We start from the raw sequence: 23244 nt of genomic DNA, 5'->3' as shown, positions 1-23244 counted from the left end.
CGGCGGGGTCTTTTTTTCCAAAAGCCCCTGCACGGATCCTGTCTGATCCGATGCCCATGCAATGTTCATCAAAGTCCGCTGAAGACCTCAATGTCCTTGCTGTCGGGGGTGAGCTTGACGATAGCCTTTTTGGTCTTTGCCGTCTTGCCGAAGACCATGCCTCTTCTCTTCTTCTTGCCGTCGCAGTTCAGAGTGTTGACCTTCTCGACCTTTGCGCCTTCGAAAAGTCTCTCAACGGCAGTCTTGATCTGATATTTATTCGCATCGGGATGTACCAGGAAGGTGTACTTCTTCTCGGCCATCATTTCCATGCTCTTCTCCGTGATGACGGGCTTTAACAGAATGTCGTAATATTCGAGCGTTGCCATTATGCATACACCTCCTCGATCTTCGCGACAGCGTCTTTGGTCATGACCAGTGTCTGTGCATTCATGATGTCATAGACGTTGATCTCAGACGTCTGGGTTGTCTTGGTATCAGGCAGGTTCCTTGCGGAAAGGATCACGTTCTGATCCATATCGCCGAGAACGAAGAGGGACTTGCCGCCGATCTTCAGGTTCTCAAGAACCTTTGCGAAAGCTTTGGTCTTGATCTCGTCGAGCTTGAGCTCGTCGAGGACGATGACTCTGCCTTCCTGCACGCGGTCGCTCAGTGCGGACTTGAGGGCGATCCTCTTTTCCTTCTTGTTCATCTTGAAGGAATAGTCGCGGGGAACGGGCGCAAATACAACGCCGCCGCCCTTCCACTGGGGAGCTCTCGTTGAACCCTGACGCGCATGGCCGGTACCCTTCTGTCTCCAGGGCTTTCTGCCTCCTCCGGAGACCTCGCCGCGGGTCTTGGCTTTCTGTGTCCCCTGGCGCTTGTTTGCCAGATGCTGGACAACTGCCATGTGGATCAGGTTCTCATTTACTTCGACGCCGAAAATCGCGTCATTGAGGTCCATCTTTCCGACCTCATTGCCTTCCATATTGAAAACAGATACGTTCGCCATCTGCGTTCCTCCTTTCTAAAGACCTGTGATCAGGCGTCCGCCTTTGTGGTCTCTTTGATGGTCACAAGGCCCTTCTTGGGTCCGGGAATCGCACCCTTGACAAGGAGCAGGTTCTTTTCAGCATCCACGCGGACGATCTCAAGGTTTCTGACCGTCACCTGTACGCTGCCCATATGTCCGGGCATTCCTTTGCCCTTGAAGACCCTGCTGGGATCGGAACTTGAACCATTGGAACCCTGATGACGATGGAACTTGGAGCCGTGTCCCATGGGGCCTCTGTGCTGGTTGAAACGCTTGATGGCGCCCTGGAAGCCTTTGCCCTTGGTAACTGCAGTGGCGTCGATCTTGTCGCCTGCCGCGAAGATGTCAGCCTTGATCTCATCGCCGGGCTTGTATTCGGAAGCATTCTCGAAGCGGAACTCTTTGACGTGCTTCTTCACCTGAACGCCGGCCTTGTCGAAATGGCCCTTCATGGCCTTTCCGACGCCGTGACGGTGAGCAACTTCCTTCTTGCCGTTCTTGTCCACTGTGGTGATGCGCTCTTTCGCCTCGCCGTAGCCGACCTGAACTGCTTCATAGCCGTCATTTTCCATTGTCTTGATCTGTGTGACTACGCAGGGGCCTGCCTCAAGGACTGTCACCGGAATCAGTGTGCCGTCCTCCTGGAAAACCTGAGTCATACCGATCTTTGTTGCCATAATCGCTTTCTTCATTCTTACCTCTTTTCTGCCAGGGCATGGCCCTCGGCTTTTTGTCTACAGCGGACATCAGCGCATCCACAGCGCGCATTGGCATCCTGCGCATTCTGCTTCCTTCATATATGTTCCCTGATACAGGGATCATTGTTGATTTATTTACCGTCGGTCTGCTGTCTGGCCGGCGGGGGATGTGCCGCTCCTGCGCCGTTCTCTTCATCTTCTTCCTATATAATAAGGAATCGACCGGAATGAACGGGCCGGGATGTCATACTAGTAGAGGTTAACTTCCTCCCGCGCCGCGTGGCCATTGAACTGCGGGGCGGGCGCCGCCTGTGGGATCGTGTGATCCGGCGGTTTCTTTTTACCAACTGCACACGGAGAGTGCAGCAGCAAGCATTGTCAGGTCAGGTATTATTTCGTCTTCATCTTGATGTCGATGTAAACACCTGCGGGCATCTCCAGTCTCTGGAGAGCATCCACCGTCTTCTGGGTGGGAGTGATGATGTCGATCAGGCGCTTATGAGTGCGCTGCTCGAACTGCTCACGAGAATCTTTATATTTATGAACGGCGCGGAGGATAGTAACAACCTCTTTGCGGGTGGGAAGCGGAACGGGGCCGCTCACCTGGGAGCCGTTCTTCTTAACTGTTTCGATGATCTTCTTCGCGGAAGCATCCACGAGCTCGTGATCATACGCCTTCAAAGTGATCCTCATTACCTGATTTGCCATAAAAAAATAGTCCCCTTTCTTTTCGCACTTTTGGGTAAGTACGACAAGCGGTGACTGTACACTAGCCCGTGTGTATCGCGGTCTCTCAAAAATAAAAACCGTGCTCACACACGTCGTTTCTGCTCAGGCAGCGCAGCCGCCCTGCAGACATTTATCGGTACAGTGACTTGTCGTCAGATTTGCGAGCCGCTCTCCAAATGGCTCATGAAGAGTGCTCCAGACATTCGCTCCACGGAAAACCTGCGGAAGCTCCGCAGCAACCTCACGCTTCACAGCTATCATGTCACAGCAAAAAGTATATTAGCATGCTTCGCGGGGTTGCGCAAGCGGTTTTTGTCTCTGTATACCGATTTTTTTCGGTAAAAAATGTCCGGAAAGAGGTGCAATCGCTTCATTCCCTGAAAAAAGGTTTCTTCCCGTTTTAAAAGGATTTTTCCCGTTTTAAAAACTGAGGCCTGAGGTCCGGAGTGTCAGGGCACCCTGGACCTCAGGCCGATAGCAATCACTTTTCAATCGCTGTTCAATTCTTGTTCAATCCCGCGCTTTTCCTCTGAAGGATCAGCTCCGGGCAGATCACTGTTTGCGATGCACTTCGTCGTAAATCTTGGTGACGACCATCGAGGGTTCTTTTGTCATAAGGCTCACAATAACGTTTACCGCAAGACCGATCAGGAAAGCGGGGAGCAGCTCATAGATAGCGAACACACCGCCGAGACGGGAGATCCCGAATTTCCAGATAAAGATCATCAGGCCGCCGGCGATCATACCCGCGAGCGCTCCCTTGCGGTTGGACCTGCGCCAGAAGAGGGCCAGCAGCATGGTGGGACCGAAGGCCGCGCCGAAGCCCGCCCATGCGAAGGAGACGACACGGAAGACAGAGCTGTTGGGATTCCAGGCCAGGATAATGGCGATGGCGGCGACGCCTACGACTGTAGCGCGCGCCGCGATCATCTGTCCGGCTGCGGTCAGCTTGACGCGCATGAAATCCTGCAGGAAATCCTCCGACACACTGGAAGCGGCCGCGAGGAGCTGGGAGTCAGCCGTGGACATGGTAGCCGCGAGGATACCGGCCAGGATAACACCCGCCACAATAGCGAAAAGGAAACCGTTCTGGCTCATAAGGTCCGCTATCTTCATGATGATAGTCTCGGACTCCGAGGAACTGGAATTGAGCATGGGGATCTCTCCCGCGAGAGACATGCTGTAACCGATGATACCGATGAAAATGGCCACTGCCATGGAGATCACGACCCAGACGGAAGCGATCCTTCTGGAAATAGTCAGTTCCTTTTCATTGCGGATGCCCATGAAGCGGAGCAGGATATGCGGCATTCCGAAATATCCCAGGCCCCAGGCCATTGTCGACGCCACGCTCAGCAGGCTGTAGCTGGAAGCGGAATTTGTTGTGACATCATATCCCTGCATAATATTGAGGTAACCCGGAAGCGATTTTGCGTTTTCCATCACGACACCCATGCCGCCCGCCTTGTCGAGGCCGAAAAAGATGATCGTGATGAGGGCAATGGACATGACGATACTCTGGATCAGGTCTGTCGTCGAGACAGCGAGGAATCCGCCCATCGTCGTATAGAAGACGATGATCAGAGCGCCGAATATCATGGAAACATGATACTCGATCCCGAACAGGCTGTTGAAAAGAGTGCCGACAGCCTTGAATCCGGACGCTGTGTAAGGAACGAAGAATATAATGATGATCAGAGCTGCCACGACTGACAGTGTATTTTCCTGATCCGCATAGCGGCGGGAAAAGAAATCGGGGATGGTAAATGCTCCGATCCTCTCTGAATAGCGGCGCAGGATCCGCGCTACGAGCAGGAAGTTCAGGTAAGTGCCGACAGCCAGGCCAATGGCGGTCCAGCCGACCTCAGCCACACCGGCCAGATAAGCCAGGCCGGGAAGACCCATCAGCAGCCAGCTGCTCATGTCCGACGCCTCCGCGCTCATGGCGGTGACCAGGGGGCCGAGCTTTCTTCCGCCGATATAGAAACCGTCCGACGTATCCGCAGCGCCAGCTTTGTTAAAGATGACACCGACCAACATCATGCCGAACAGGTAGACCACGATCGTCGCAATAATGATTATTTGTGCTGTTGTCATACTCTCTCCTCTCCAATAGTTTCTAAAATTGTACTGATTCCGTTTAAAGTTCCGCGCTTTAACACATCAAAACGTCAAAACGTCAAAACGATAAAACGATAACCACAATATCTTACCACAAGTTAATTTTAATGAAAAGTCACATATTTACTTTTTTAAAAGCTGCAGGTAGACTATTAATACTGGTGATGTACCCGCGGACGACGCCCTGCGCCGGCCGGGATTTTACGCACTGATTTGATAATTATTGCAAATATTATAGACTTGCCCTCTTTGACCGGCCCCCGGGGTGCTTTTTTCGTTTCCTGAAAAAAACGATGCGGCATTGATCATGAATGAGAACCCCCCGGGTCAAAAGGACCCATCGCCGGTCACTTCTACATTCTGCGGCAGAAAGGACTGGCACCATGTGGATCGCTGATCAATGGACCGATTATGAAGTAATAGATACCTCCATGGGGGAAAAGCTGGAGCGCTGGGGACAGTACCGCCTCATCCGTCCTGATCCCCAGGTCATCTGGAATACCCCCCGCGGCAGGGAGTGGCGAAAACCCAACGCCCACTACCACCGCAGTAAAAAAGGCGGCGGTGAATGGGAATTCTTTGATCTCCCGGACGACTGGTGCATCCGGTACGGCAGCCTCACCTTCCGCCTCAAACCCTTCAGCTTCAAGCACACAGGCCTTTTCCCTGAACAGGCCGTCAACTGGGACTGGTTTTCCTCGCTGATCCGCGGCCGCATCAGATCCGGCCGTCCCGTCCGCGTCCTGAACCTCTTTGCCTATACAGGCGGAGCCACCGCTGTAGCGGCAGCGGCTGGGGCCAGCGTGACACATGTGGACGCATCAAAAGGAATGGTCTCCTGGGCAAAAGAAAATGCCCAGCTGTCCGGCCTCGGGGAAGCTCCCATCCGATGGCTGGTGGATGACTGCGGCAAATTTGTAGAGCGTGAGATCCGCAGGGGAAACCATTACGACGCCATCATCATGGACCCCCCCTCCTACGGCAGAGGACCAAAGGGCGAAATCTGGAAGATCGAGGAAAGCATTTATCCCTTCCTGCAGAGAACAGCCCTCCTGCTCTCCGACCATCCCCTCTTCGTGCTGGTCAACTCCTACACGACCGGCCTGCAGCCCGCCGTACTGAGCTACATGCTCCACACCGTCCTCGACCCGCTGCATAAAGGAACAGTGGAATCACAGGAGATCGGCCTTCCTGTCACCGGAAACGGCCTTGTCCTTCCCTGCGGCGCCGCCGGAAGATGGTCAGCAGGGCAATGACCCTGTGCTAAACACCGGACACAGCTTCTGGACCTTTGACTCTGCTCTCGAGCTTTTGACTAAACTCCCGGAATATTGGCTCTGCTCCCGGAATTCCGGCTCTGCTCCCGGAATTGTAATTCTGCTCCCGGAATTCCGGCTCTGCTCTGAAAAAAGACAGGGGATAGTTCTGAGTCTCCTCCAAGGAGGAGACTCAGAACTATCCCCTGTCTCTTTTTTGCAGACTGTCTGCCCTATGGAAAAGGGCGGAAACAGCTGTCTGTCACTTATACCCACTGTGATCTCTCACCGGTACTTTCATTCATCTCGATCCGGTCTCTGATCTGGAGCATCCGGCGGTCAAGCTGGTTGATCAGGTCCGCGCTGTATCTGAGCTCTTCTACGATCGACTCCTCGTTCTTGACTTCCTTTTTATATTTCATCGTATGCTCTACGCTTGCCCAGAAGTCCATAGCGATAGTGCGGAACTGAAGTTCCACATGCATATACTTTTTTTCCTGCATCAAAAAGATCGGTATCTCCAGGATCAGGTGCAGGCTTCTGTAGCCGTTCGGTTTAGGATGTGCGATATAATCTTTTTCCTGGATGATCCTGACATCATCCTGGGCAGCCAGGCTGTCCCTGATATTGTAAATATCATCGATGAAGGAGCAGATCACGCGCAGGCCCGCAACATCAGTGAGGTACTTTTCGATGTTCTCGACAGAAAAAGGGATCCGGCGGAGCTTCAGTTTTTCATAGATGCTCACGGGCTTTTTAAGCCGGCTTTTGATTGATTCAAAGGGGTTGCGGTTCTTTTTGAGGGTCACCTCTTTGTTCAGGACATCGAGCTTGGTCCTGACCTCGGCAAGAGCGCAGTCATAGTACATCATGAGGACCTCGAAGGCTTCGAGCTGCCCTGTGAGCTGGAGGACACGGTCGATGTCCTCCTGGGAGATCTGGCGCATCTCCAGATGCCGGATCCTCACACGCTCTGTCCCGGGATAGTCAAAGGGATTGATCTCCCCCTTCTCCTCCTCATGGTTCTCCCGGCCGGTCCTATTGCCCGGGATATACTCGCTGCGGTCACCCATTGCAGCCTGGGTGTGAATCGAACCGGGGTCCACTGCAGGAGCCGGGGCAAAAGCCGGAACGGGATCCCCTGCAGGAGTGGCGGCGGGTGCCTGAGCGGAGTTTATCGCGGGAGTCTCTGAGGAGACAGTATTCTCAGGAGCTCTGTCCTCTGCTTCCTCATGTCCCCTGCCAGCCGCCCTGGCAGTATTCCGCCCTGAGCTGGCTGTCTTCTCCCCGGTCTCCGTCTTCATTCCAGCACGGACAGCAGCCGGATCCTGTGTTTCCATAAAATCTTTTTTTCCTGTGGTTTCCGTCACTGCTTCTTCCTCCAAGGCCAGGGCTTATTATCTCTAACCGTTACCGATAACAGGCTGTCAAAAAGCCTCGCCGATATATGCTTTTGTCGTTATCATCGTTCATTGCGACGCGATCCGCAGCAATGAGCGATCTTTCATGAAGGTGTTTGCACCGTACAGATAAAGGATCTTTGTCGGCTGGTACTTTTCAGCCAGGGACATAAGGGATCTCGTGCTCTCAGACGGGTGCACCAGTATGATCTTTTCAAAAGAGGAGACAAAAAGAGGAACAATGCTGTTCGCTGTCCGGTCTCCGATGACAAGAAGTGTTTCTCCGTTGATCGCTGCCGAATAGATCTCAGTAAGCGGTCTGTCGCCTCCGAAGAAGACATTAAAGGGATCTTCCGAGTCCAGGCTGGAGGAATCATAGAGGGTTCCGTACCAGACCCCGCTCGCCTCATCAATGCGATAATATGCCGGTTCATCCTCCGGAACATAGATTTCGAGACGTTCTCCGGGATGCTCCCCGTATTTCTGCATCAGAGTCCGGTCACTGGCCAGATTTCCCTGATAAGTATCAGAGAGCAGGTAGCAGGTTTCTCTGGATTTGGAAAACTCCGCTCCCATCGCGCCGACAGCAGCCTTCGCCGCATACCGGCTGCCCCATCCGGTCAGATAAGGCGCAGTGGCGTAAAAAAGCTTCTCTCCTTCATGGTCATTAAACAAGCTGATCAGATCCACCCATTCCAGGTTCTGCTGCAGAACACTCTGGATCTGCGCGAGGTCCTGCGCCTGATCACGCACCTTTCCCGCGTTTTCAGGAAGATACTCCGACTGAATACAGGCCGCTGAAGGGACAAGCATCATGTACTGCCTGATCTCCGGATGTGCTTTTGCCAGCAGCTCCGTCCCTTCCCTGACCCCGTCAATGATCTCCTGATCGGGAACAGCGGGTTCCTCCATCAGTCTTCCGTCTTTGCACCGATATACACCGTGCCGGAAATCCCGTTTCTGATCTTTGAACATCAGCACAGCGCAGGCGCCGATCAGGAGGATACACAGAACCACTATTACCGCACGGCCGGCAGAGTTCTTCTTTTTACGCCGGGACATACGGCCCGGGGATCTTCTTTCTTCCATATATAATATACCGCAATATAATAGACCGCATAAAACAGACTGCAGGTTGAATGAGTTGATTATTACGGGAATCTGATTTAAAAGGACAGGAACCCGTGTTTGAGGTCATAGACCCCCAGGAGCTGATTTTCAGCCCAGTAATGATAGAAATCCGGGGCTATATGCACTCCATCCATGGCATACAGGTCCTTGTGATCCTCTACGATGGATGTATTGTCGATAAAGCAGATCTCCTTCTGCTCACACATCTGGCGCACTGCTTCACTGTATTCCGGCAGGTTCTCCCAGAGAGGATGCTGCTCTATGGCATCGTCCGTCGCAGGGAGGATCGAATTGACGTAAATCTCCGCTTCCGGAAAGCTTTTGCGCAGTTCATCGATCCTGGCGCCAAAGTCCCTGGCGTACTCCTGGGCAGTAGGCCACAGGCCGAGATTGACGTCATTGATGCCGTAACTGATAAAAATATAGCGGGGGGAAAGCTCTTCCATGGCTTCGACCCTGTCGTCAATTGCCAGAATCGTATCACCGGCATCCGCCAGGATCCTGTCAGAATCCAGAAAACCGTAGACATCGAAACCGACGACCCGGGAGTCTCCCAGAAAAACGTAATCTTTAAAGCTGGACCAGACTTTATCCCCGGACAGTTTTTTGTGATAAGCATCCCTTTCTACCGCGTAGGCTTTTTTCTTTTTTTCCAGCTGAAAAGCAGCCCTGGCTTCGTCGACCCGGACCTGCATCTCCGCGGCTGTCCTCTCATCGAGATATCTCAGATACTGTCTCCCCAGTTCCAGTTCAGTAACTGTATGGACCTGGGATTCCGCAGCTCCGCCATCTTTGCCGGCTTCTTTTTCTTCTCCTTCAGCAGCAGGTTCTGTCTGCGTACCGGAAGCCCCGGCTTCTTCAGGCTCAGAATTCTCTCCGGATTCAGCTGCAGGTTCTGCTTCTGTTTCTTTTTCCGGGTCCCCGGAAGCAGTCTCCCCGGCAGATGGTTCTGCCGTCTGGTCTGTCGCCTGTCCTGTCGCGGATTCTGTCTTCGTCCGGGCTGGAGCGGCAGCCTCTGCGGTCTCCGCAGTCTCAGCAGGAACTGCTGCCGCAGTTGTGGCTGCAGCTTCTGCAGTTTCCGTCTTCCCCGCCTTTTCGGCTTCTTTTTCAGCAGGAGCAGCTTCTGTGCTCTTTTTATCCGCAGCAGCGTCCTTGGAGGTATCTTTCTTCTTTTCCGAAGCGGTGTCCTTGGAGGTATCCTTCTTCTTTTCCGAAGAAGCATCCTTGGAGCTGTCTTCCTTCTTTTCTGAAGAGGTGTCCTTGGAGGTATCTTTCTTCTTTTCCGAAGCGGTGTCCTTGGAGGGCTCCTTCTTCTTTTCCGAAGCGGTGTCCTTGGAGGTATCCTTCTTCTTTTCCGAAGCGGTGTCCTTGGAGGTATCCTTCTTCTTTTCTGAAGAGGCGTATAAAATCATGGAGCCCTGATCCCCTGATCCCGGTGCCGCACAGCTGATCTGTGCAGGCTGAATAGAAGCAGCGATCAGCAAAGCGGCCGCTGCCTGCAATATAAACCGGCGGAATCTCCCGCCCGAGAGTTTTGTGTCTTTCATTCCACTCCATAACTGCAACGTACAGCAGTATTGCTGTTTATGCTTGTACCGCTGTTCATGCTGTACTGCTGTTCATGCTGTACTGCTGTTTTTGCTGTACTGCTGTTTTTGCTGTACTGCTGTTCACGCTGTACTGCTGTTCACGCTGTACTGCTGTTTACGCTGCATTCCAGATGATGGTTTTTATGTCTTGTGTATGTCTGTCCGGGATGTAATAAGCCCCGCCGTGAGGGTTCGCGGCGGGGCATAATCATCTTATTTGCGCCGGCCTGCGCCGGTGCCTGTCATCCTTCAGAATGACCGTATTACAGAATCAGTCCTGATATTAGTCCAGAACGGAAGCAACACGGCCGGAACCGACAGTGCGGCCGCCTTCACGGATAGCGAAGGTAAGACCCTGCTCCATAGCGATGGGGTGGATGAGCTCGATGGTCATCTCGACGTGATCGCCAGGCATGCACATCTCAGTTCCCTCGGGAAGGGAGATAACACCGGTAACGTCAGTTGTTCTGAAATAGAACTGAGGACGATAGTTGTTGAAGAAAGGGGTATGACGGCCGCCTTCATCTTTGGTCAGGACGTAGACCTGAGCGGTGAATTTCTTGTGGCAGGTAACGGTGCCGGGCTTTGCAATAACCTGGCCACGCTCGATAGCGGTTCTCTCAATACCACGAAGAAGAAGGCCTACGTTGTCGCCTGCCTCTGCGTAATCCAGAGTCTTGCGGAACATCTCGATACCGGTGCAGACGGACTTCATTGTCTCTTCCTTGATACCAAGGATCTCAACGGGCTCCATAGCCTTCAGCATACCACGCTCGACACGGCCGGTAGCAACAGTACCACGACCGGAGATTGTGAAGACGTCCTCGATGGGCATAAGGAAAGGCTTGTCGTTCTCACGCTGAGGGTTGGGGATATACTCATCAACAGCATCCATGAGCTCCATGATGTTGTCAGCCCACTTGCTGTTCGGATCCTCGAGAGCCTTCAGAGCAGAGCCGCGGATAACGGGAAGGTCATCGCCCGGGAACTCATACTCGGTCAGCAGATCACGAACTTCCATCTCGACCAGGTCGAGGAGCTCTTCGTCATCAACTGCGTCGCACTTGTTCATGAATACTACGATATAGGGAACACCGACCTGGCGGGCCAGCAGAACGTGCTCTCTGGTCTGAGCCATAACACCGTCAGTAGCGGCAACAACGAGGATGGAGCCGTCCATCTGAGCAGCGCCGGTGATCATGTTCTTGACATAGTCAGCATGTCCGGGGCAGTCTACGTGTGCATAGTGCCTCTTGGCAGTCTCATACTCGACGTGAGCGGAGTTGATGGTGATACCACGCTCTTTCTCTTCGGGAGCCTTGTCGATCTGATCGAAAGCAACTGCTGTGCCGCCCTGGCGGACTGCGAGAACGCTGGTGATAGCAGCGGTCAGAGTGGTTTTGCCGTGGTCAACGTGGCCGATGGTGCCGATGTTGCAGTGCGGTTTTGTTCTGTCAAAATGCGCTTTTGCCATTGTCTAATTTCCTCCTTAAATAATTGGGTTACAACCTTTAAAACTATTAAGCTGCAGATGACTGTTCATATTTAAGGCAATTTTTAACAGTCACTGCACAACATTATAATAAACTCACCTGTATATTTCAACAGGGATTTTGTGCGGAAACGCAAAATTTTATTTGATGTTCAGGACCTTGTCCGCAACATTTTTGGGAACGGGCTCATATTTTTCAAAAAACATGGAGTAATTTCCGCGTCCCTGGGTCTTTGAACGGAGGTCCGTCGCATATCCGAACATCTCGGAGAGCGGAACGAATCCTGTGACCATGCGTCCGCCGCCGATCTCATCCATACCGCTGATGCGGCCGCGCCTGGAGTTGATATCTCCGATGACGTCGCCCATATACTCTTCCGGCATGGTGACTTCAACGCGCATGATCGGCTCGAGGAGCACAGGCTCCGCTTTCTTCATGGCTTCCTTGAAGCAGAGCGAACCTGCAATGTGGAAGGCCATTTCCGAGGAGTCGACCTCATGATAGGATCCGTCAAAGACTGTCGCATGGATCCCGACGACCGGGAAGCCGCCGAGGGAACCTGCGCGCATTGCCTCTTCGATGCCCGCGCCGACAGGCGCGATATATTCCTTGGGAATACTGCCGCCGACGACCTCGGAGTCATACTTGAAGAGCTCCTCGCCGTTGGCATCCATGGGCTCGAAACGTACTTTGCAGTGGCCGTACTGGCCGCGTCCGCCGGACTGCTTTGCGTACTTGTATTCCGCTTCGACGCTCTTTGTAAAGGTCTCTTTATAGGCGACCTGAGGTGCGCCTACATTTGCTTCCACCTTGAACTCGCGCAGAAGTCTGTCAACGATGATCTCAAGGTGAAGCTCGCCCATACCCGCGATGATCGTCTGGCCGGTTTCCTTATTGGTATGCTGGCGGAAGGTGGGATCCTCCTCCGCAAGCTTTGCCAGGGCTTCGGCCATCTTGGTCTGTCCTGCCTTTGTCCTGGGTTCGATCGCCAGCTCGATAACCGGTTCCGGGAACTCCATGGACTCAAGGATCACAGGGTGGCTCTCATCGCAGATGGTGTCGCCGGTCGTGGTGAACTTCAGGCCGACCGCCGCAGCGATGTCGCCCGAGTAGACCTGCTCCAGCTCGGCACGCTTGTTGGCGTGCATCTGCAGGATGCGGCCGAGGCGCTCCTTTTTATCCTTCGTGGCATTCAGGACATAAGAGCCGGCGTGGGCTACGCCTGAATACACGCGGAAAAAGGCAAGTTTACCGACAAAGGGATCGGTCATGATCTTGAAGGCAAGTGCGGAGAAAGGCTCCTCATCGGAGGAGTGGCGCTCCACCTCATTGCCCTGCAGATCCGTGCCCTTGATGGACGGGATATCCGTGGGGGCGGGCATGAACTCGACCACTGCATCGATCAGCTTCTGAACACCCTTGTTCCTGTAGGCGCTGCCGCAGCAGACCGGAACAGCAGTACAATCGCAGGTCGCCCTGCGCAGGACTGCCTTGAGCTCCTCCTTGGAAGGCTCCTCGCCTTCGAGGAATTTCTCAGTCAGGTCGTCATCCAGCTCACAGATCTTTTCGACAAGCTCTGCCCTGTAGAGCTCTGCCTGTTCCATGACTTCATCAGGGATCGGGCAGACCGAAATATCATCGCCCTTGTCGTCATTATAGATATAAGCTTCCATCTCGAACAGGTCAACGAGCCCGCGGAAGGTCTCCTCAGCCCCGATCGGGATCTGGATCATGATCGCGTTTTTGCCCAGACGATTCCGGATCTGTTCGACACTGCCGAAATAATCCGCGCCGATCACGTCCATTTTATTGATGAACGCCATGCGCGGGACATTATAGGTGTCCGCCTGACGCCATACGTTCTCTGACTGCGGTTCTACGCCGCCCTTGGCACTGAATACGCCGATCGCGCCGTCAAGGACGCGGAGCGAACGCTCGACTTCCACTGTGAAATCAACGTGTCCGGGAGTGTCGATAATGTTGATACGGCATTCCTTTTCTCCCGGTTTGACTTTCATGTGGTCGTGCAGCGTCCAGTGACAGGTTGTCGCCGCAGACGTGATGGTGATACCGCGTTCCTGTTCCTGTTCCATCCAGTCCATGGTCGCGGTACCCTCGTGGGTCTCACCAATCTTATAATTAACGCCTGTATAATACAGGATCCGCTCTGTGAGCGTAGTTTTGCCCGCATCGATGTGGGCCATAATACCGATATTCCTGGTTCTTTCCAGGGGGTACTCTCTTGCTGACACTGCCTTTCCTCCTGCGGAACCAACATTCGTCACCCGGGAGAACCTCGGGCTGATCACCCTGAACTCCCTTTTTTAAAAACCGTCCTGATCCGGATGGACGGGGCATGACCGGTTCCTTTTCTGTCAGATCATCTCATGCTGCAGCCTTAGTGTCCTCGGGCTGCTGATCAGAATCTGTAGTGAGAAAATGCTCTGTTGGCGTCTGCCATCTTGTGCATGTCTTCTTTTCTCTTGACAGATGCGCCGGTGTTGTTAAAGGCATCCAGCAGCTCGCCTGCAAGCTTATCTTCCATTTTCTTCTCGCCTCTCTTGCGGGAGAACATAACGATCCAGCGGAGCGCGAGGGCCTGGCGCCTGTCGGGACGGACTTCGATCGGAACCTGATAGGTGGCACCACCGATACGTCTGGCCTTGACTTCGAGCACAGGCATGATATTGTTCATTGCACCTTCAAAAACTTCTACTGCCGGCTTGCCGGTCTTTTCTTCCATCTTGGCAAATGCACCATACACAATCTTCTGTGCGACACCCTTCTTGCCGTCAAGCATGATAGCGTTGATCAGCTTGGTGACCACTTTGTTGTTGTATAAGGGATCTGCCAGTACATCTCTTTTCTGAACATGTCCTTTACGCGGCACGTTACTTCCCTCCTTATCAATTTTGATAAATCACAGGTACTCACTAATACGCAGATTCGTGTCCGTGCTGTCTCTTCTATTAATATTACAGGTCATGCCGGGCGACGCCGTGCAGTGTCTGTCCCGTTAAAACCGGGACAGCTGTATTCTCATAGAACTCCAACACTAACATTACTTGTGATTAGTCTGACTCTGGGGAGAGGTCCCCGTCATGCCGCCGGCATCCGTACTGCCGGAAAGCGGGGGGCTCTCACATTCTCAGAGCCTGTTCTGCTGCCATGGATCAGGCAGCGGACTGTACCTCACTTCTTAGCAGCTTTGGGCCTCTTCGCGCCATATTTGGAGCGAGCCTGTTTGCGGTTTGCAACACCGGCTGTATCCAATGTACCGCGAATGATGTGATATCTGGTACCGGGCAGATCTTTAACTCTTCCGCCTCTGATCAGAACCACGCTGTGCTCCTGCAGATTGTGCCCTTCGCCGGGGATATAAGATGTAACTTCGATGCCGTTGGAAAGACGTACTCTGGCAATTTTACGAAGCGCTGAGTTAGGCTTCTTGGGAGTAGCTGTCTTGACGGCCGTGCAGACACCGCGCTTCTGCGGGGCGCTGACATCGATGGAACGCTTGCGGAGAGAGTTAAAGCCTCTCTGCAGTGCCGGCGCTGTGGACTTCTTGACAGAAGTCTCGCGACCCTTTCTAACTAGCTGGTTAAATGTTGGCATTCTATTTCACCTCCTTGTAAGATTTTTCGCTGTCTGTTGCTGACGGAGCAGTCATGACAGCATTTGAAAAGGGTGTGGCCAGAGCCACACCCTTGGATTATACGTACAAGCATACCGCTTGTCAATAAAAATTTTTATTTCTCTTCTTCCGATTCAGGTACAGGTTCAAGTACATCAGACCCGGAAAGATCCACATCATCCAGGCTGGTCTCCTTTTCCTGCTCAGCCGGGGATCCGGGAGCGTCGATGCCGAATTCCTCCTTGAATTCCTCGAAAAGGGAATCTTCAGGTCCTTCAGACTGTTCAAAGCCTGTCTCCGGCTCTTCGTAAGGAACAGCGTTCTGAGAGGCTACCATGGAAGCGATCTCTTCCTTGGTCAGCGGCTGATTGTTCTCATCGTTCTGTTCTCTCTTCGCGGCGTTTGCCCTGACCCTGGCATCCGTGCTCAGGCGTGTCGTGCGGTAGCGTTTCATGCCGGTGCCGGCAGGGATCAGCTTACCGATGATGACATTCTCCTTCAGACCGATCAGAGGGTCGACCCTTCCGTGGATCGCCGCATCCGTAAGGACCTTGGTCGTCTCCTGGAAAGAAGCCGCGGACAGGAAGGAATTCGTTGCCAGAGCTGCTTTTGTGATTCCCAGGATGACCTGCTTGCCCTCAGCAGGGACAAGGGCCTGCTGGGTCAGGCGCTCGTTTTCTTCCTCGAAATCAAGGACATCCACAAGGCTGCCGGGCAGGAAACTCGTATCTCCGCTGTTCTCGATCCGGATCTTTTTGAGCATCTGGCGCACGATCACCTCGATGTGCTTGTCGCAGATGTCAACGCCCTGGAGGCGGTAGACCTTCTGGACCTCCTGGAGCAGGTAGTTCTGCACCGCGCGGATCCCCTTGATCTTGAGAAGGTCGTGGGGATTGATGCTTCCCTCAGTCAGCTCATCACCGGCCTCAATGCTTGTGCCGTCGATAACCTTGATTCGGGAACCGTAGGGGATCGGGTACTCCTTGGATTCGCCGGTCTCATCATCTGTGACGATAACTTCGCGGCTCTTCTTATTGTCGCGGACAGTCACGGTGCCGCCAAACTCGGAGATGATGGCCAGACCCTTGGGTCTTCTGGCTTCGAACAGCTCTTCGACACGGGGAAGACCCTGTGTGATATCGCCGCCCGCAACACCGCCGGTATGGAAGGTTCTCATGGTCAGCTGTGTACCAGGCTCACCGATCGACTGGGCGGCAATGATGCCGACCGCTTCACCGACCTGGACCATCTCTCCGGTCGCCATGTTGGCGCCGTAGCACTTGGCGCAGATGCCGGAGTGGGAACGGCAGGTCAGGATCGTGCGGATCTTGACCCTGGTCGCGCCCTTGGCAATGATCCTGGAGGCGCGCTTGGGAGTGATCATGTGGTTCTTTTTGACGATCAGACTGCCGTCATTATCATAAATATCTTCACAGGAGACACGGCCGGTAATACGGTCCTGCAGGCCTTCGATCGTCTCCCTGCCGTCCATGAATGCCTTGACGGACATTCCCGGAACAGCCTCTTTACCCTCACAGCAATCAATCTCGCGGATGATCAGTTCCTGGGAGACGTCTACCATACGTCTGGTCAGGTAACCGGAGTCCGCGGTACGCAGGGCTGTATCGGAAAGTCCCTTACGGGCGCCGTGGGCAGACATGAAGTATTCCAGAACGTCCAGACCTTCGCGGAAATTGGACTTGATCGGCAGCTCGATGGCACGGCCCGTGGTATCTGACATCAGTCCGCGCATGCCCGCCAGCTGTTTGATCTGCTGGTTGCTGCCTCGGGCGCCGGAATCGGCCATCATGAAGATATTGTTGTACTTGTCAAGGCTTTCCAGCAGGGCCTTGGTCAGTCTCTCATCGATCTCGTCCCAGGTCTGCTTGACCGCTCTGTATCTCTCTTCCTCCGTGATCAGGCCGCGGCGGAAGTTCTTGAAGATCCTGTCGACAGTGTGCTGGGCTTCGTCCAGCAGCTGCTGTTTCTGCGCGGGAACAGTGATGTCCGCGATGGAAACTGTCATGGCCGCGATAGTGGAGTACTTGTATCCCATGGCCTTGAAAAGGTCCAGGACTTCCGCCGTCGCGAAGGTTCCGTGAGTGTCGATAATCCGCTGCAGGATCTTTTTCAGATCACCCTTCTTGACCAGGAAGTCGATCTCGGGCTTGAGGAAATTCTCCGGTTTGGATCTGTCGACAAAGCCCAGGTCCTGAGGCAGGATCTCATTGAAGAGAAGCCTTCCCAGTGTCGTGGAGATCACACCGGTGACAGTCTCTCCCTCCGCATTCTTTTTGGAAGTGCGGACATGGATCTTGGTGTGCAGGGTGATGTAATGGTTTTCGTAGGCGAGGATCGCCTCGTTCATATTGCGGAAGTACTTGCCTTCCCCGATCTCTCCCTCACGCTCCTGGGTCAGGTAGTAGATACCGAGCACCATATCCTGAGAAGGGACCGCCACCGGTCCGCCGTCGGAGGGCTTGAGGAGGTTATTGGGAGAAAGAAGCAGGAATCTGCACTCCGCCTGCGCCTCAACAGAGAGGGGAAGATGGATAGCCATCTGGTCACCGTCGAAGTCGGCGTTGAAAGCAGTACAGACCAGGGGGTGGAGCTTGATGGCCTTGCCTTCGACAAGGATCGGCTCAAACGCCTGGATGCCCAGCCTGTGCAGGGTAGGCGCACGGTTGAGCATGACGGGATGCTCTTTGATTACGTCCTCCAGGATATCCCAGACCTGGGCGTCCACCTTTTCCACCAGCTTCTTGGCGTTTTTGATATTCTGGGAGATTCCTCTGCTCTCCAGCTCCTTCATGACGAAGGGCTTGAACAGCTCCAGGGCCATCTCTTTCGGAACACCGCACTGATAGATCTTGAGCTCCGGCCCGACGACGATAACGCTTCGGCCCGAATAGTCGACACGTTTGCCCAGAAGGTTCTGACGGAAACGTCCGGATTTACCCTTGAGCATATCGGAGAGCGACTTGAGGGCGCGGTTGCCGGGTCCTGTGACCGGGCGGCCTCTGCGGCCGTTGTCAATGAGGGCGTCGACCGCCTCCTGGAGCATGCGCTTCTCGTTGCGGACAATGATATCCGGCGCGGAGAGATCGATCAGCCGTTTCAGGCGGTTGTTTCTGTTGATGATCCTGCGGTAGAGGTCGTTCAGGTCAGACGTGGCAAAACGGCCGCCGTCGAGCTGGACCATGGGACGCAGATCCGGAGGGATGACCGGAATGCGGTCCAGGATCATCCATGCGGGAGAGTTGCCGGACTCGCGGAAAGCCTCGATGACTTCGATGCGCTTGATGATGCGCGCGCGCTTCTGGCCGGTGGCTTCCACCATCTGTTCAGACAGCTCTTTGTATTCTTCTTCGACATCGATATTGAGGAGAAGCTCCTTAATGGCTTCAGCCCCCATTCCGACGCGGAATTTATTGCCGTATTTTTCTCTGGCTTCCTGATATTCCCTCTCGGAGAGGACCTGCTTGTATTTCGGATAGTCCTTCTCGAGATCCTTGTCGATCTCCTCAAACCCGGCTTCCTTGTTCCTGCCGTTTCCCTTGCCGTCATCCAGCACGATGTAGGAGGCAAAATAGAGGACCTTCTCCAGATTCTTGGGAGACATCTCAAGGATCAGACCCATGCGGCTGGGGATTCCCTTGAAATACCAGATGTGGGAGACAGGAGCTGCGAGCTTGATATGTCCCATACGCTCGCGGCGCACGCTGGACTTCGTGACCTCGACGCCGCAGCGGTCACAGATGACGCCCTTATATCTGATCTTCTTGTATTTGCCGCAATGGCATTCCCAGTCTTTGGTAGGTCCGAAAATCTTTTCGCAGAAAAGGCCGTCCCGCTCAGGCTTGAGAGTCCTGTAATTGATAGTCTCCGGCTTTGTCACTTCACCGTAGGACCACTCTTCTATTTTTTCAGGGGAAGCGAGGCCGATTTTGATGGAATCAAATGTGACCGGCTGATAACTCTGCTGCTTCGTATTCGGCATGTTTTTCTCCTTAAATCAGATGGCTGTGAGGAACCGCCCGCAAACAGCAGGGACCGGTTCCCAAAGCATCGGCAGAAGCTCCGGGCACTGCCAGCAGTGCCCGCATAATAAAATGTTCACATTAACATGTTTACAGCTTCTTACTCGAAATCATCGCTTCCGTAGCTTTCCGAATCATATCCATTATCCGAATCATATCCATCTGGTTCGAAACTGTCGTAGTCCTCGTTTCCGGTTTCCGCAGACAGAGAGGCGGGAACGGGAGCTGCATCTTCCAGTTTACCCTTCTCGTTAAACTCTTTGCTGCTGAATCCTGCGCGTCCGAGGCTGCTGTCATCCGTACCGCCGTAGTTTTTGAAATTGTTCGCCATCTCGAACCTGTATACAGAGGACTCGCCATAGTCAATATCCTCGGCGATCTCGACCTCAGTCCCGTCCTCCTGCAGCACGCGGACATCAAGACCGAGTGCCTGAAGCTCCTTGAGCAGGACCTTGAAGGATTCCGGAATGCCGGATTCGGGGATGTTTTCTCCCTTGATGATGGCCTCATAGGTCTTGACACGGCCAACGACATCATCGGACTTGACCGTCAGGATCTCCTGAAGGGTATAGGCCGCGCCGTAGGCCTCCAGAGCCCAGACTTCCATTTCTCCGAAACGCTGTCCGCCGAACTGGGCCTTGCCGCCCAGGGGCTGCTGCGTTACCAGGGAATAAGGGCCGGTGGAACGGGCGTGGATCTTGTCGTCCACCAGATGGTGGAGCTTGAGGTAATGCATGTGGCCGATGGTGACCGGGCTGTCAAAATACTCGCCGGTGCGGCCGTCGCGGAGCCAGACCTTTCCGTCCGGAGTGATCGGGACACCCTTCCACAGCTCTCTGTGAGCGCGGTTCTCATACAGATAATCCATGATCTCCGGCAGGACGCTGTCCTTGTATTTTGCCTCGAACTCCTCCCACTCCGTATTCACATAGTCATTCGCCATGGTCAGGGCGTCCTGGATATCCGCGTGGCTAGCGCCGTCAAAGTTGGGAGTGGCCACGTTGAATCCCAGCGCTTCCGCAGCGAGGGAGAGATGGATCTCCAGGATCTGTCCGATATTCATACGGGAAGGGACACCCAGAGGATTCAGCACGATATCCAGCGGGCGGCCGTTGGGCAGATAAGGCATATCCTCGATGGGCAGCACGCGGGAGACGACACCCTTGTTTCCGTGACGGCCCGCCATCTTGTCGCCGACCGAGATCTTTCTCTTCTGGGCGATGTAGATACGGACGGACTTGTTCACGCCGGGAGCCAGTTCATCTCCGTTCTCCCTTGTGAACTTCTTGGTGTCCACAACGATACCGTACTCACCGTGAGGAACCTTCAGGGAAGTATCCCTGACTTCGCGGGCCTTCTCACCGAAGATCGCCCTAAGGAGACGCTCCTCAGCCGTCAGTTCGGTCTCTCCCTTGGGAGTGACCTTGCCGACCAGGATATCTCCCGCACGCACTTCGGCGCCGACACGGATGATCCCCTCCTCATCGAGGTCTTTGAGCGCTTCCTCGCCGACACCGGGTACATCGTCGGTAATATCCTCCGGTCCCAGCTTGGTGTCGCGCGCTTCGCACTCGTATTCTTCTATATGGACGGATGTGTAAACATCGTCCCTGACAAGACGCTCGCTCAAAAGAACGGCATCCTCGTAGTTGTAGCCTTCCCAGGTCATGAATCCGATCAGGGGATTCTTGCCGAGTGCCAGCTCGCCGTTGGAGGTGGAAGGGCCATCCGCGATGACCTGCCCCTTCACAATGCGCTCGCCGGTATTGACGATCGGCTTCTGGTTATAGCAGTTGCTCTGGTTGCTTCGCTCAAACTTGGTCAGCTGATAGGTCCGGCGCGTCCCGTCGTCCTCGTGAACGACGATCGCTCTGGCATCCACAAACTGGACGACACCGTCCGCCTCCGCGATCACACAGACACCCGAGTCGATGGCGGCTTTGACCTCCATGCCAGTGCCGACGGCCGGCGCGTCTGTAGTCAGAAGCGGGACAGCCTGACGCTGCATGTTGGAGCCCATCAGGGCGCGGTTGGCGTCATCGTTCTGCAGGAAGGGGACCAGGGAAGTCGCAACGGAGAAGACCATCCTGGGGGAGACATCCATAAACTCAAAAACCTTCTTATTATAAGAAGATGTCTCTTTCCTGTATCTGCCGGAAACATTCTCGTGGACAAAATAGCCGTTCTCGTCGAGCTCGGTGCTCGCCTGGGCGACGTGGTAATTGTCTTCCTCATCCGCAGTCATATAGACGACTTCATCGGTGACGCGCGGGTGGTTCGGGTCGGTCTGGTCGACCTTTCTGTAAGGCGCCTCAATAAAACCGTACTGGTTGATACGGGCATAGCTGGCCAGGGAGTTGATCAGTCCGATGTTGGGACCTTCAGGGGTCTCAATCGGGCACATCCTCCCGTAATGTGTATAGTGAACGTCACGGACCTCGAAACCTGCGCGGTCTCTGGACAGACCGCCGGGACCCAGGGCAGACAGACGGCGCTTGTGCGTCAGTTCACCCAGCGGGTTGTTCTGGTCCATAAACTGCGACAGCTGGGAGGAACCAAAGAATTCCTTGACTGCCGCCTGGACGGGTTTGATATTGATCAGAGACTGGGGAGTGATCTCCTCAGCAGAATCATGGGTGGTCATGCGCTCACGGACCACGCGCTCAAGCCTGGAAAGGCCGATGCGGTACTGGTTCTGGAGCAGCTCGCCCACGCTGCGGATACGGCGGTTGCCCAGATGGTCGATGTCGTCATCTGTTCCGATCCCGTATTCCACATGCATGTTGTAATTGATCGAAGCGAGGATATCCTCCTTGGTCACATGCTTGGGGATGAGCTCATGGACACTCCTGCGGAGGATATCTCCGAGAGTCTCAGCGTCCTCGTCCTCGCTCTCCTGGAAACGGGCCAGGATCTCGCGGAGGGCAGGATAATAGACCTTTTCCGTGATCCCGAGCTCCTCAGGCACGCAGTCCACATAATGGGTGATATCCACCATGAGGTTGGACAGGACCTTGACATTCCTCTCCTCAGTCCTGATCCAGACATAGGGAACTGCCGCATCCTGGATCAGGTCTGCCATATCGCGGTCAACGACATCTCCGGCGCTGCCGAGGATATCGCCGTTCGCCTCATCGACCACATCCTCCGCGAGTACGTGGCCAACGATCCTGCTGCGCATGGCAAGCTTCTTGTTGAATTTATACCTGCCGACCTTTGCCAGATCATATCTGCGGGAGTCAAAGAACATGGAGTTGATCAGGCTGTCCGCGCTCTCGACAGAAAGCGGTTCGCCGGGACGGATCTTTTTGTAGAGTTCAAGAAGACCGGACTCATAATCGTTGGAAGGGTCCTTCGCAAAGCTCGCGCGGATCTTGGGCTCGTCGCCGAAAAGCTCGATGATCTCCTCATCTGTGCCGATTCCGAGTGCGCGCACCAGAACAGTGACAGCGACCTTCCTGGTCCTGTCTACACGGACATAAAAAATATCGTTCGAGTCCGTCTCATACTCCAGCCATGCGCCCCTGTTGGGGATCACCGTGCAGGAAAAGAGCTTCTTGCCGTACTTATCATTACCGATCCCGTAATAAATGCCGGGGGAACGGACCAGCTGGCTGACGATAACACGCTCAGCCCCGTTGATGACAAATGTTCCGTTCTGGGTCATCAGAGGGAGATCTCCCATAAAGATCTCCTGCGCCTTGATTACACGGTTGTTTTCCTTATCATAAAGATGAACAAATACCTTCAGGGGAGCCGCATAGGTGCGGTCGCCCTCTTTGCACTTTTCGATGGAATACTTTGCGTCCTTCTCATCGAACCTGTAGCTCGAAAACGTAAGGCTCAGATGTCCGCTGTAGTCCTCGATCGGAGAAATGTCGTCCAGCACCTCCCGGAGACCCTTCTCGCGAAACCACTGATAGGAGTTCTTCTGAACTTCGATCAGATTCGGCATCGGCAGGACTTCCTTTTGTCTCTGGTAGCTCATACGGATGTTTCTGCCACTGCCTGTAGGATGTATCCTGTATTTTTCCATCAAATTTACCCCGTTAAATCAACGTTGTCGGCGGCTGCTTGGGAGCTGTGCATAAATTAACTGTACACAGATCCTCAGGCCTTTGATCATTGATGCAGCTTTTCC

15 protein-coding genes are annotated in these 23244 nt (G+C 54.1%); 1 reads left to right on the top strand and 14 read right to left on the bottom strand.

From position 1 onward, the window contains the following. Nucleotides 1-68 precede the first annotated feature (68 nt). The 5 genes from rplW to BLT02_RS11700 all read right to left on the bottom strand — a co-directional run bounded on the left by rplW (nucleotide 69) and on the right by BLT02_RS11700 (nucleotide 4536). On the bottom strand, nucleotides 69-368 hold the full coding sequence (gene rplW, locus BLT02_RS11720; protein WP_092995567.1) for a 50S ribosomal protein L23: 300 nt from the start codon (nucleotides 366-368) through the stop codon (nucleotides 69-71). Continuing rightward, a complete protein-coding gene (rplD, locus tag BLT02_RS11715) occupies nucleotides 368-991 on the bottom strand; it encodes a 50S ribosomal protein L4 (RefSeq protein ID WP_092995564.1) in 624 nt (207 codons plus the stop codon). The genes rplW and rplD overlap by 1 nt, the downstream gene beginning before the upstream one ends. A gap of 29 nt (nucleotides 992-1020) precedes the next feature. Beyond that, on the bottom strand, nucleotides 1021-1704 hold the full coding sequence (rplC, locus tag BLT02_RS11710; protein WP_092995561.1) for a 50S ribosomal protein L3: 684 nt from the start codon (nucleotides 1702-1704) through the stop codon (nucleotides 1021-1023). A 396-nt stretch (nucleotides 1705-2100) separates the two neighbouring features. After that, nucleotides 2101-2418 (bottom strand): 30S ribosomal protein S10, encoded by a 318-nt coding sequence (rpsJ, locus tag BLT02_RS11705; RefSeq protein WP_092995558.1) that lies wholly within the window; start codon nucleotides 2416-2418, stop codon nucleotides 2101-2103. A 573-nt stretch (nucleotides 2419-2991) separates the two neighbouring features. After that, a complete protein-coding gene (locus tag BLT02_RS11700; protein ID WP_092995555.1) occupies nucleotides 2992-4536 on the bottom strand; it encodes a sodium/proline symporter in 1545 nt (514 codons plus the stop codon). A gap of 407 nt (nucleotides 4537-4943) precedes the next feature. Between BLT02_RS11700 and BLT02_RS11695 the strand changes: the two genes are divergently transcribed. Further along, the gene (locus tag BLT02_RS11695; protein WP_092995552.1) at nucleotides 4944-5816 is read left to right on the top strand and encodes a class I SAM-dependent methyltransferase; all 873 of its coding nucleotides are present in this window, start codon (nucleotides 4944-4946) and stop codon (nucleotides 5814-5816) included. A 266-nt stretch (nucleotides 5817-6082) separates the two neighbouring features. Here the strand turns inward: BLT02_RS11695 and BLT02_RS17905 are convergent, their stop codons facing one another. From BLT02_RS17905 to BLT02_RS11650, 9 genes are all read right to left on the bottom strand, one after another. Further along, nucleotides 6083-7186, bottom strand: coding sequence for a GTP pyrophosphokinase (locus BLT02_RS17905; protein WP_242869791.1), 1104 nt, complete (start codon nucleotides 7184-7186; stop codon nucleotides 6083-6085). 99 nt (nucleotides 7187-7285) lie between these two features. Further along, nucleotides 7286-8305, bottom strand: coding sequence for a DHHW family protein (locus BLT02_RS11685; RefSeq protein WP_092995548.1), 1020 nt, complete (start codon nucleotides 8303-8305; stop codon nucleotides 7286-7288). A gap of 77 nt (nucleotides 8306-8382) precedes the next feature. Next, nucleotides 8383-9894 (bottom strand): SGNH/GDSL hydrolase family protein, encoded by a 1512-nt coding sequence (locus BLT02_RS11680; RefSeq protein ID WP_092995545.1) that lies wholly within the window; start codon nucleotides 9892-9894, stop codon nucleotides 8383-8385. 325 nt (nucleotides 9895-10219) lie between these two features. Continuing rightward, nucleotides 10220-11410 carry an elongation factor Tu gene (tuf, locus tag BLT02_RS11675; protein ID WP_092995541.1) on the bottom strand — a complete coding sequence of 397 codons (1191 nt, stop codon included), beginning with the start codon at nucleotides 11408-11410 and terminating at the stop codon, nucleotides 10220-10222. Between the two features lie 159 nt (nucleotides 11411-11569). Next, a complete protein-coding gene (gene fusA, locus BLT02_RS11670) occupies nucleotides 11570-13681 on the bottom strand; it encodes an elongation factor G (protein ID WP_092995538.1) in 2112 nt (703 codons plus the stop codon). 167 nt (nucleotides 13682-13848) lie between these two features. Further along, nucleotides 13849-14319, bottom strand: coding sequence for a 30S ribosomal protein S7 (gene rpsG / locus BLT02_RS11665; RefSeq protein ID WP_175453810.1), 471 nt, complete (start codon nucleotides 14317-14319; stop codon nucleotides 13849-13851). A 302-nt stretch (nucleotides 14320-14621) separates the two neighbouring features. Next, a complete protein-coding gene (gene rpsL, locus BLT02_RS11660; protein WP_092995531.1) occupies nucleotides 14622-15044 on the bottom strand; it encodes a 30S ribosomal protein S12 in 423 nt (140 codons plus the stop codon). 134 nt (nucleotides 15045-15178) lie between these two features. Further along, nucleotides 15179-19063 (bottom strand): DNA-directed RNA polymerase subunit beta', encoded by a 3885-nt coding sequence (rpoC, locus tag BLT02_RS11655; RefSeq protein WP_092995528.1) that lies wholly within the window; start codon nucleotides 19061-19063, stop codon nucleotides 15179-15181. Nucleotides 19064-19203: 140 nt separating this feature from the next. Continuing rightward, nucleotides 19204-23139: a DNA-directed RNA polymerase subunit beta gene (locus BLT02_RS11650; protein ID WP_092995525.1), complete on the bottom strand. Its 3936-nt coding sequence runs from the start codon at nucleotides 23137-23139 to the stop codon at nucleotides 19204-19206. Nucleotides 23140-23244: the final 105 nt, after the last annotated feature.

The sequence above is a fragment of the Sarcina sp. DSM 11001 genome, assembly GCF_900101015.1.
Taxonomy (GTDB): domain Bacteria; phylum Bacillota; class Clostridia; order Lachnospirales; family Lachnospiraceae; genus CAG-791.
Note: the sequence above shows the minus strand (reverse complement) of the source record. Positions and strands in the feature narration are given on the sequence as shown.

What these genes read in the sequence shown, in the direction of transcription:
- rpsJ (WP_092995558.1), bottom strand. Translation starts at nt 2,418, where the DNA reads ATGGCAAATCAGGTAATGAGGATCACTTTGAAGGCGTATGATCACGAG.
- BLT02_RS11695 (WP_092995552.1), top strand. Translation starts at nt 4,944, where the DNA reads ATGTGGATCGCTGATCAATGGACCGATTATGAAGTAATAGATACCTCC.
- rplD (WP_092995564.1), bottom strand. Translation starts at nt 991, where the DNA reads ATGGCGAACGTATCTGTTTTCAATATGGAAGGCAATGAGGTCGGAAAG.
- BLT02_RS11685 (WP_092995548.1), bottom strand. Translation starts at nt 8,305, where the DNA reads ATGGAAGAAAGAAGATCCCCGGGCCGTATGTCCCGGCGTAAAAAGAAG.
- rpoC (WP_092995528.1), bottom strand. Translation starts at nt 19,063, where the DNA reads ATGCCGAATACGAAGCAGCAGAGTTATCAGCCGGTCACATTTGATTCC.
- BLT02_RS11680 (WP_092995545.1), bottom strand. Translation starts at nt 9,894, where the DNA reads ATGAAAGACACAAAACTCTCGGGCGGGAGATTCCGCCGGTTTATATTG.
- BLT02_RS11700 (WP_092995555.1), bottom strand. Translation starts at nt 4,536, where the DNA reads ATGACAACAGCACAAATAATCATTATTGCGACGATCGTGGTCTACCTG.
- tuf (WP_092995541.1), bottom strand. Translation starts at nt 11,410, where the DNA reads ATGGCAAAAGCGCATTTTGACAGAACAAAACCGCACTGCAACATCGGC.
- rpsL (WP_092995531.1), bottom strand. Translation starts at nt 15,044, where the DNA reads ATGCCAACATTTAACCAGCTAGTTAGAAAGGGTCGCGAGACTTCTGTC.
- rplC (WP_092995561.1), bottom strand. Translation starts at nt 1,704, where the DNA reads ATGAAGAAAGCGATTATGGCAACAAAGATCGGTATGACTCAGGTTTTC.
- rplW (WP_092995567.1), bottom strand. Translation starts at nt 368, where the DNA reads ATGGCAACGCTCGAATATTACGACATTCTGTTAAAGCCCGTCATCACG.
- BLT02_RS11650 (WP_092995525.1), bottom strand. Translation starts at nt 23,139, where the DNA reads ATGGAAAAATACAGGATACATCCTACAGGCAGTGGCAGAAACATCCGT.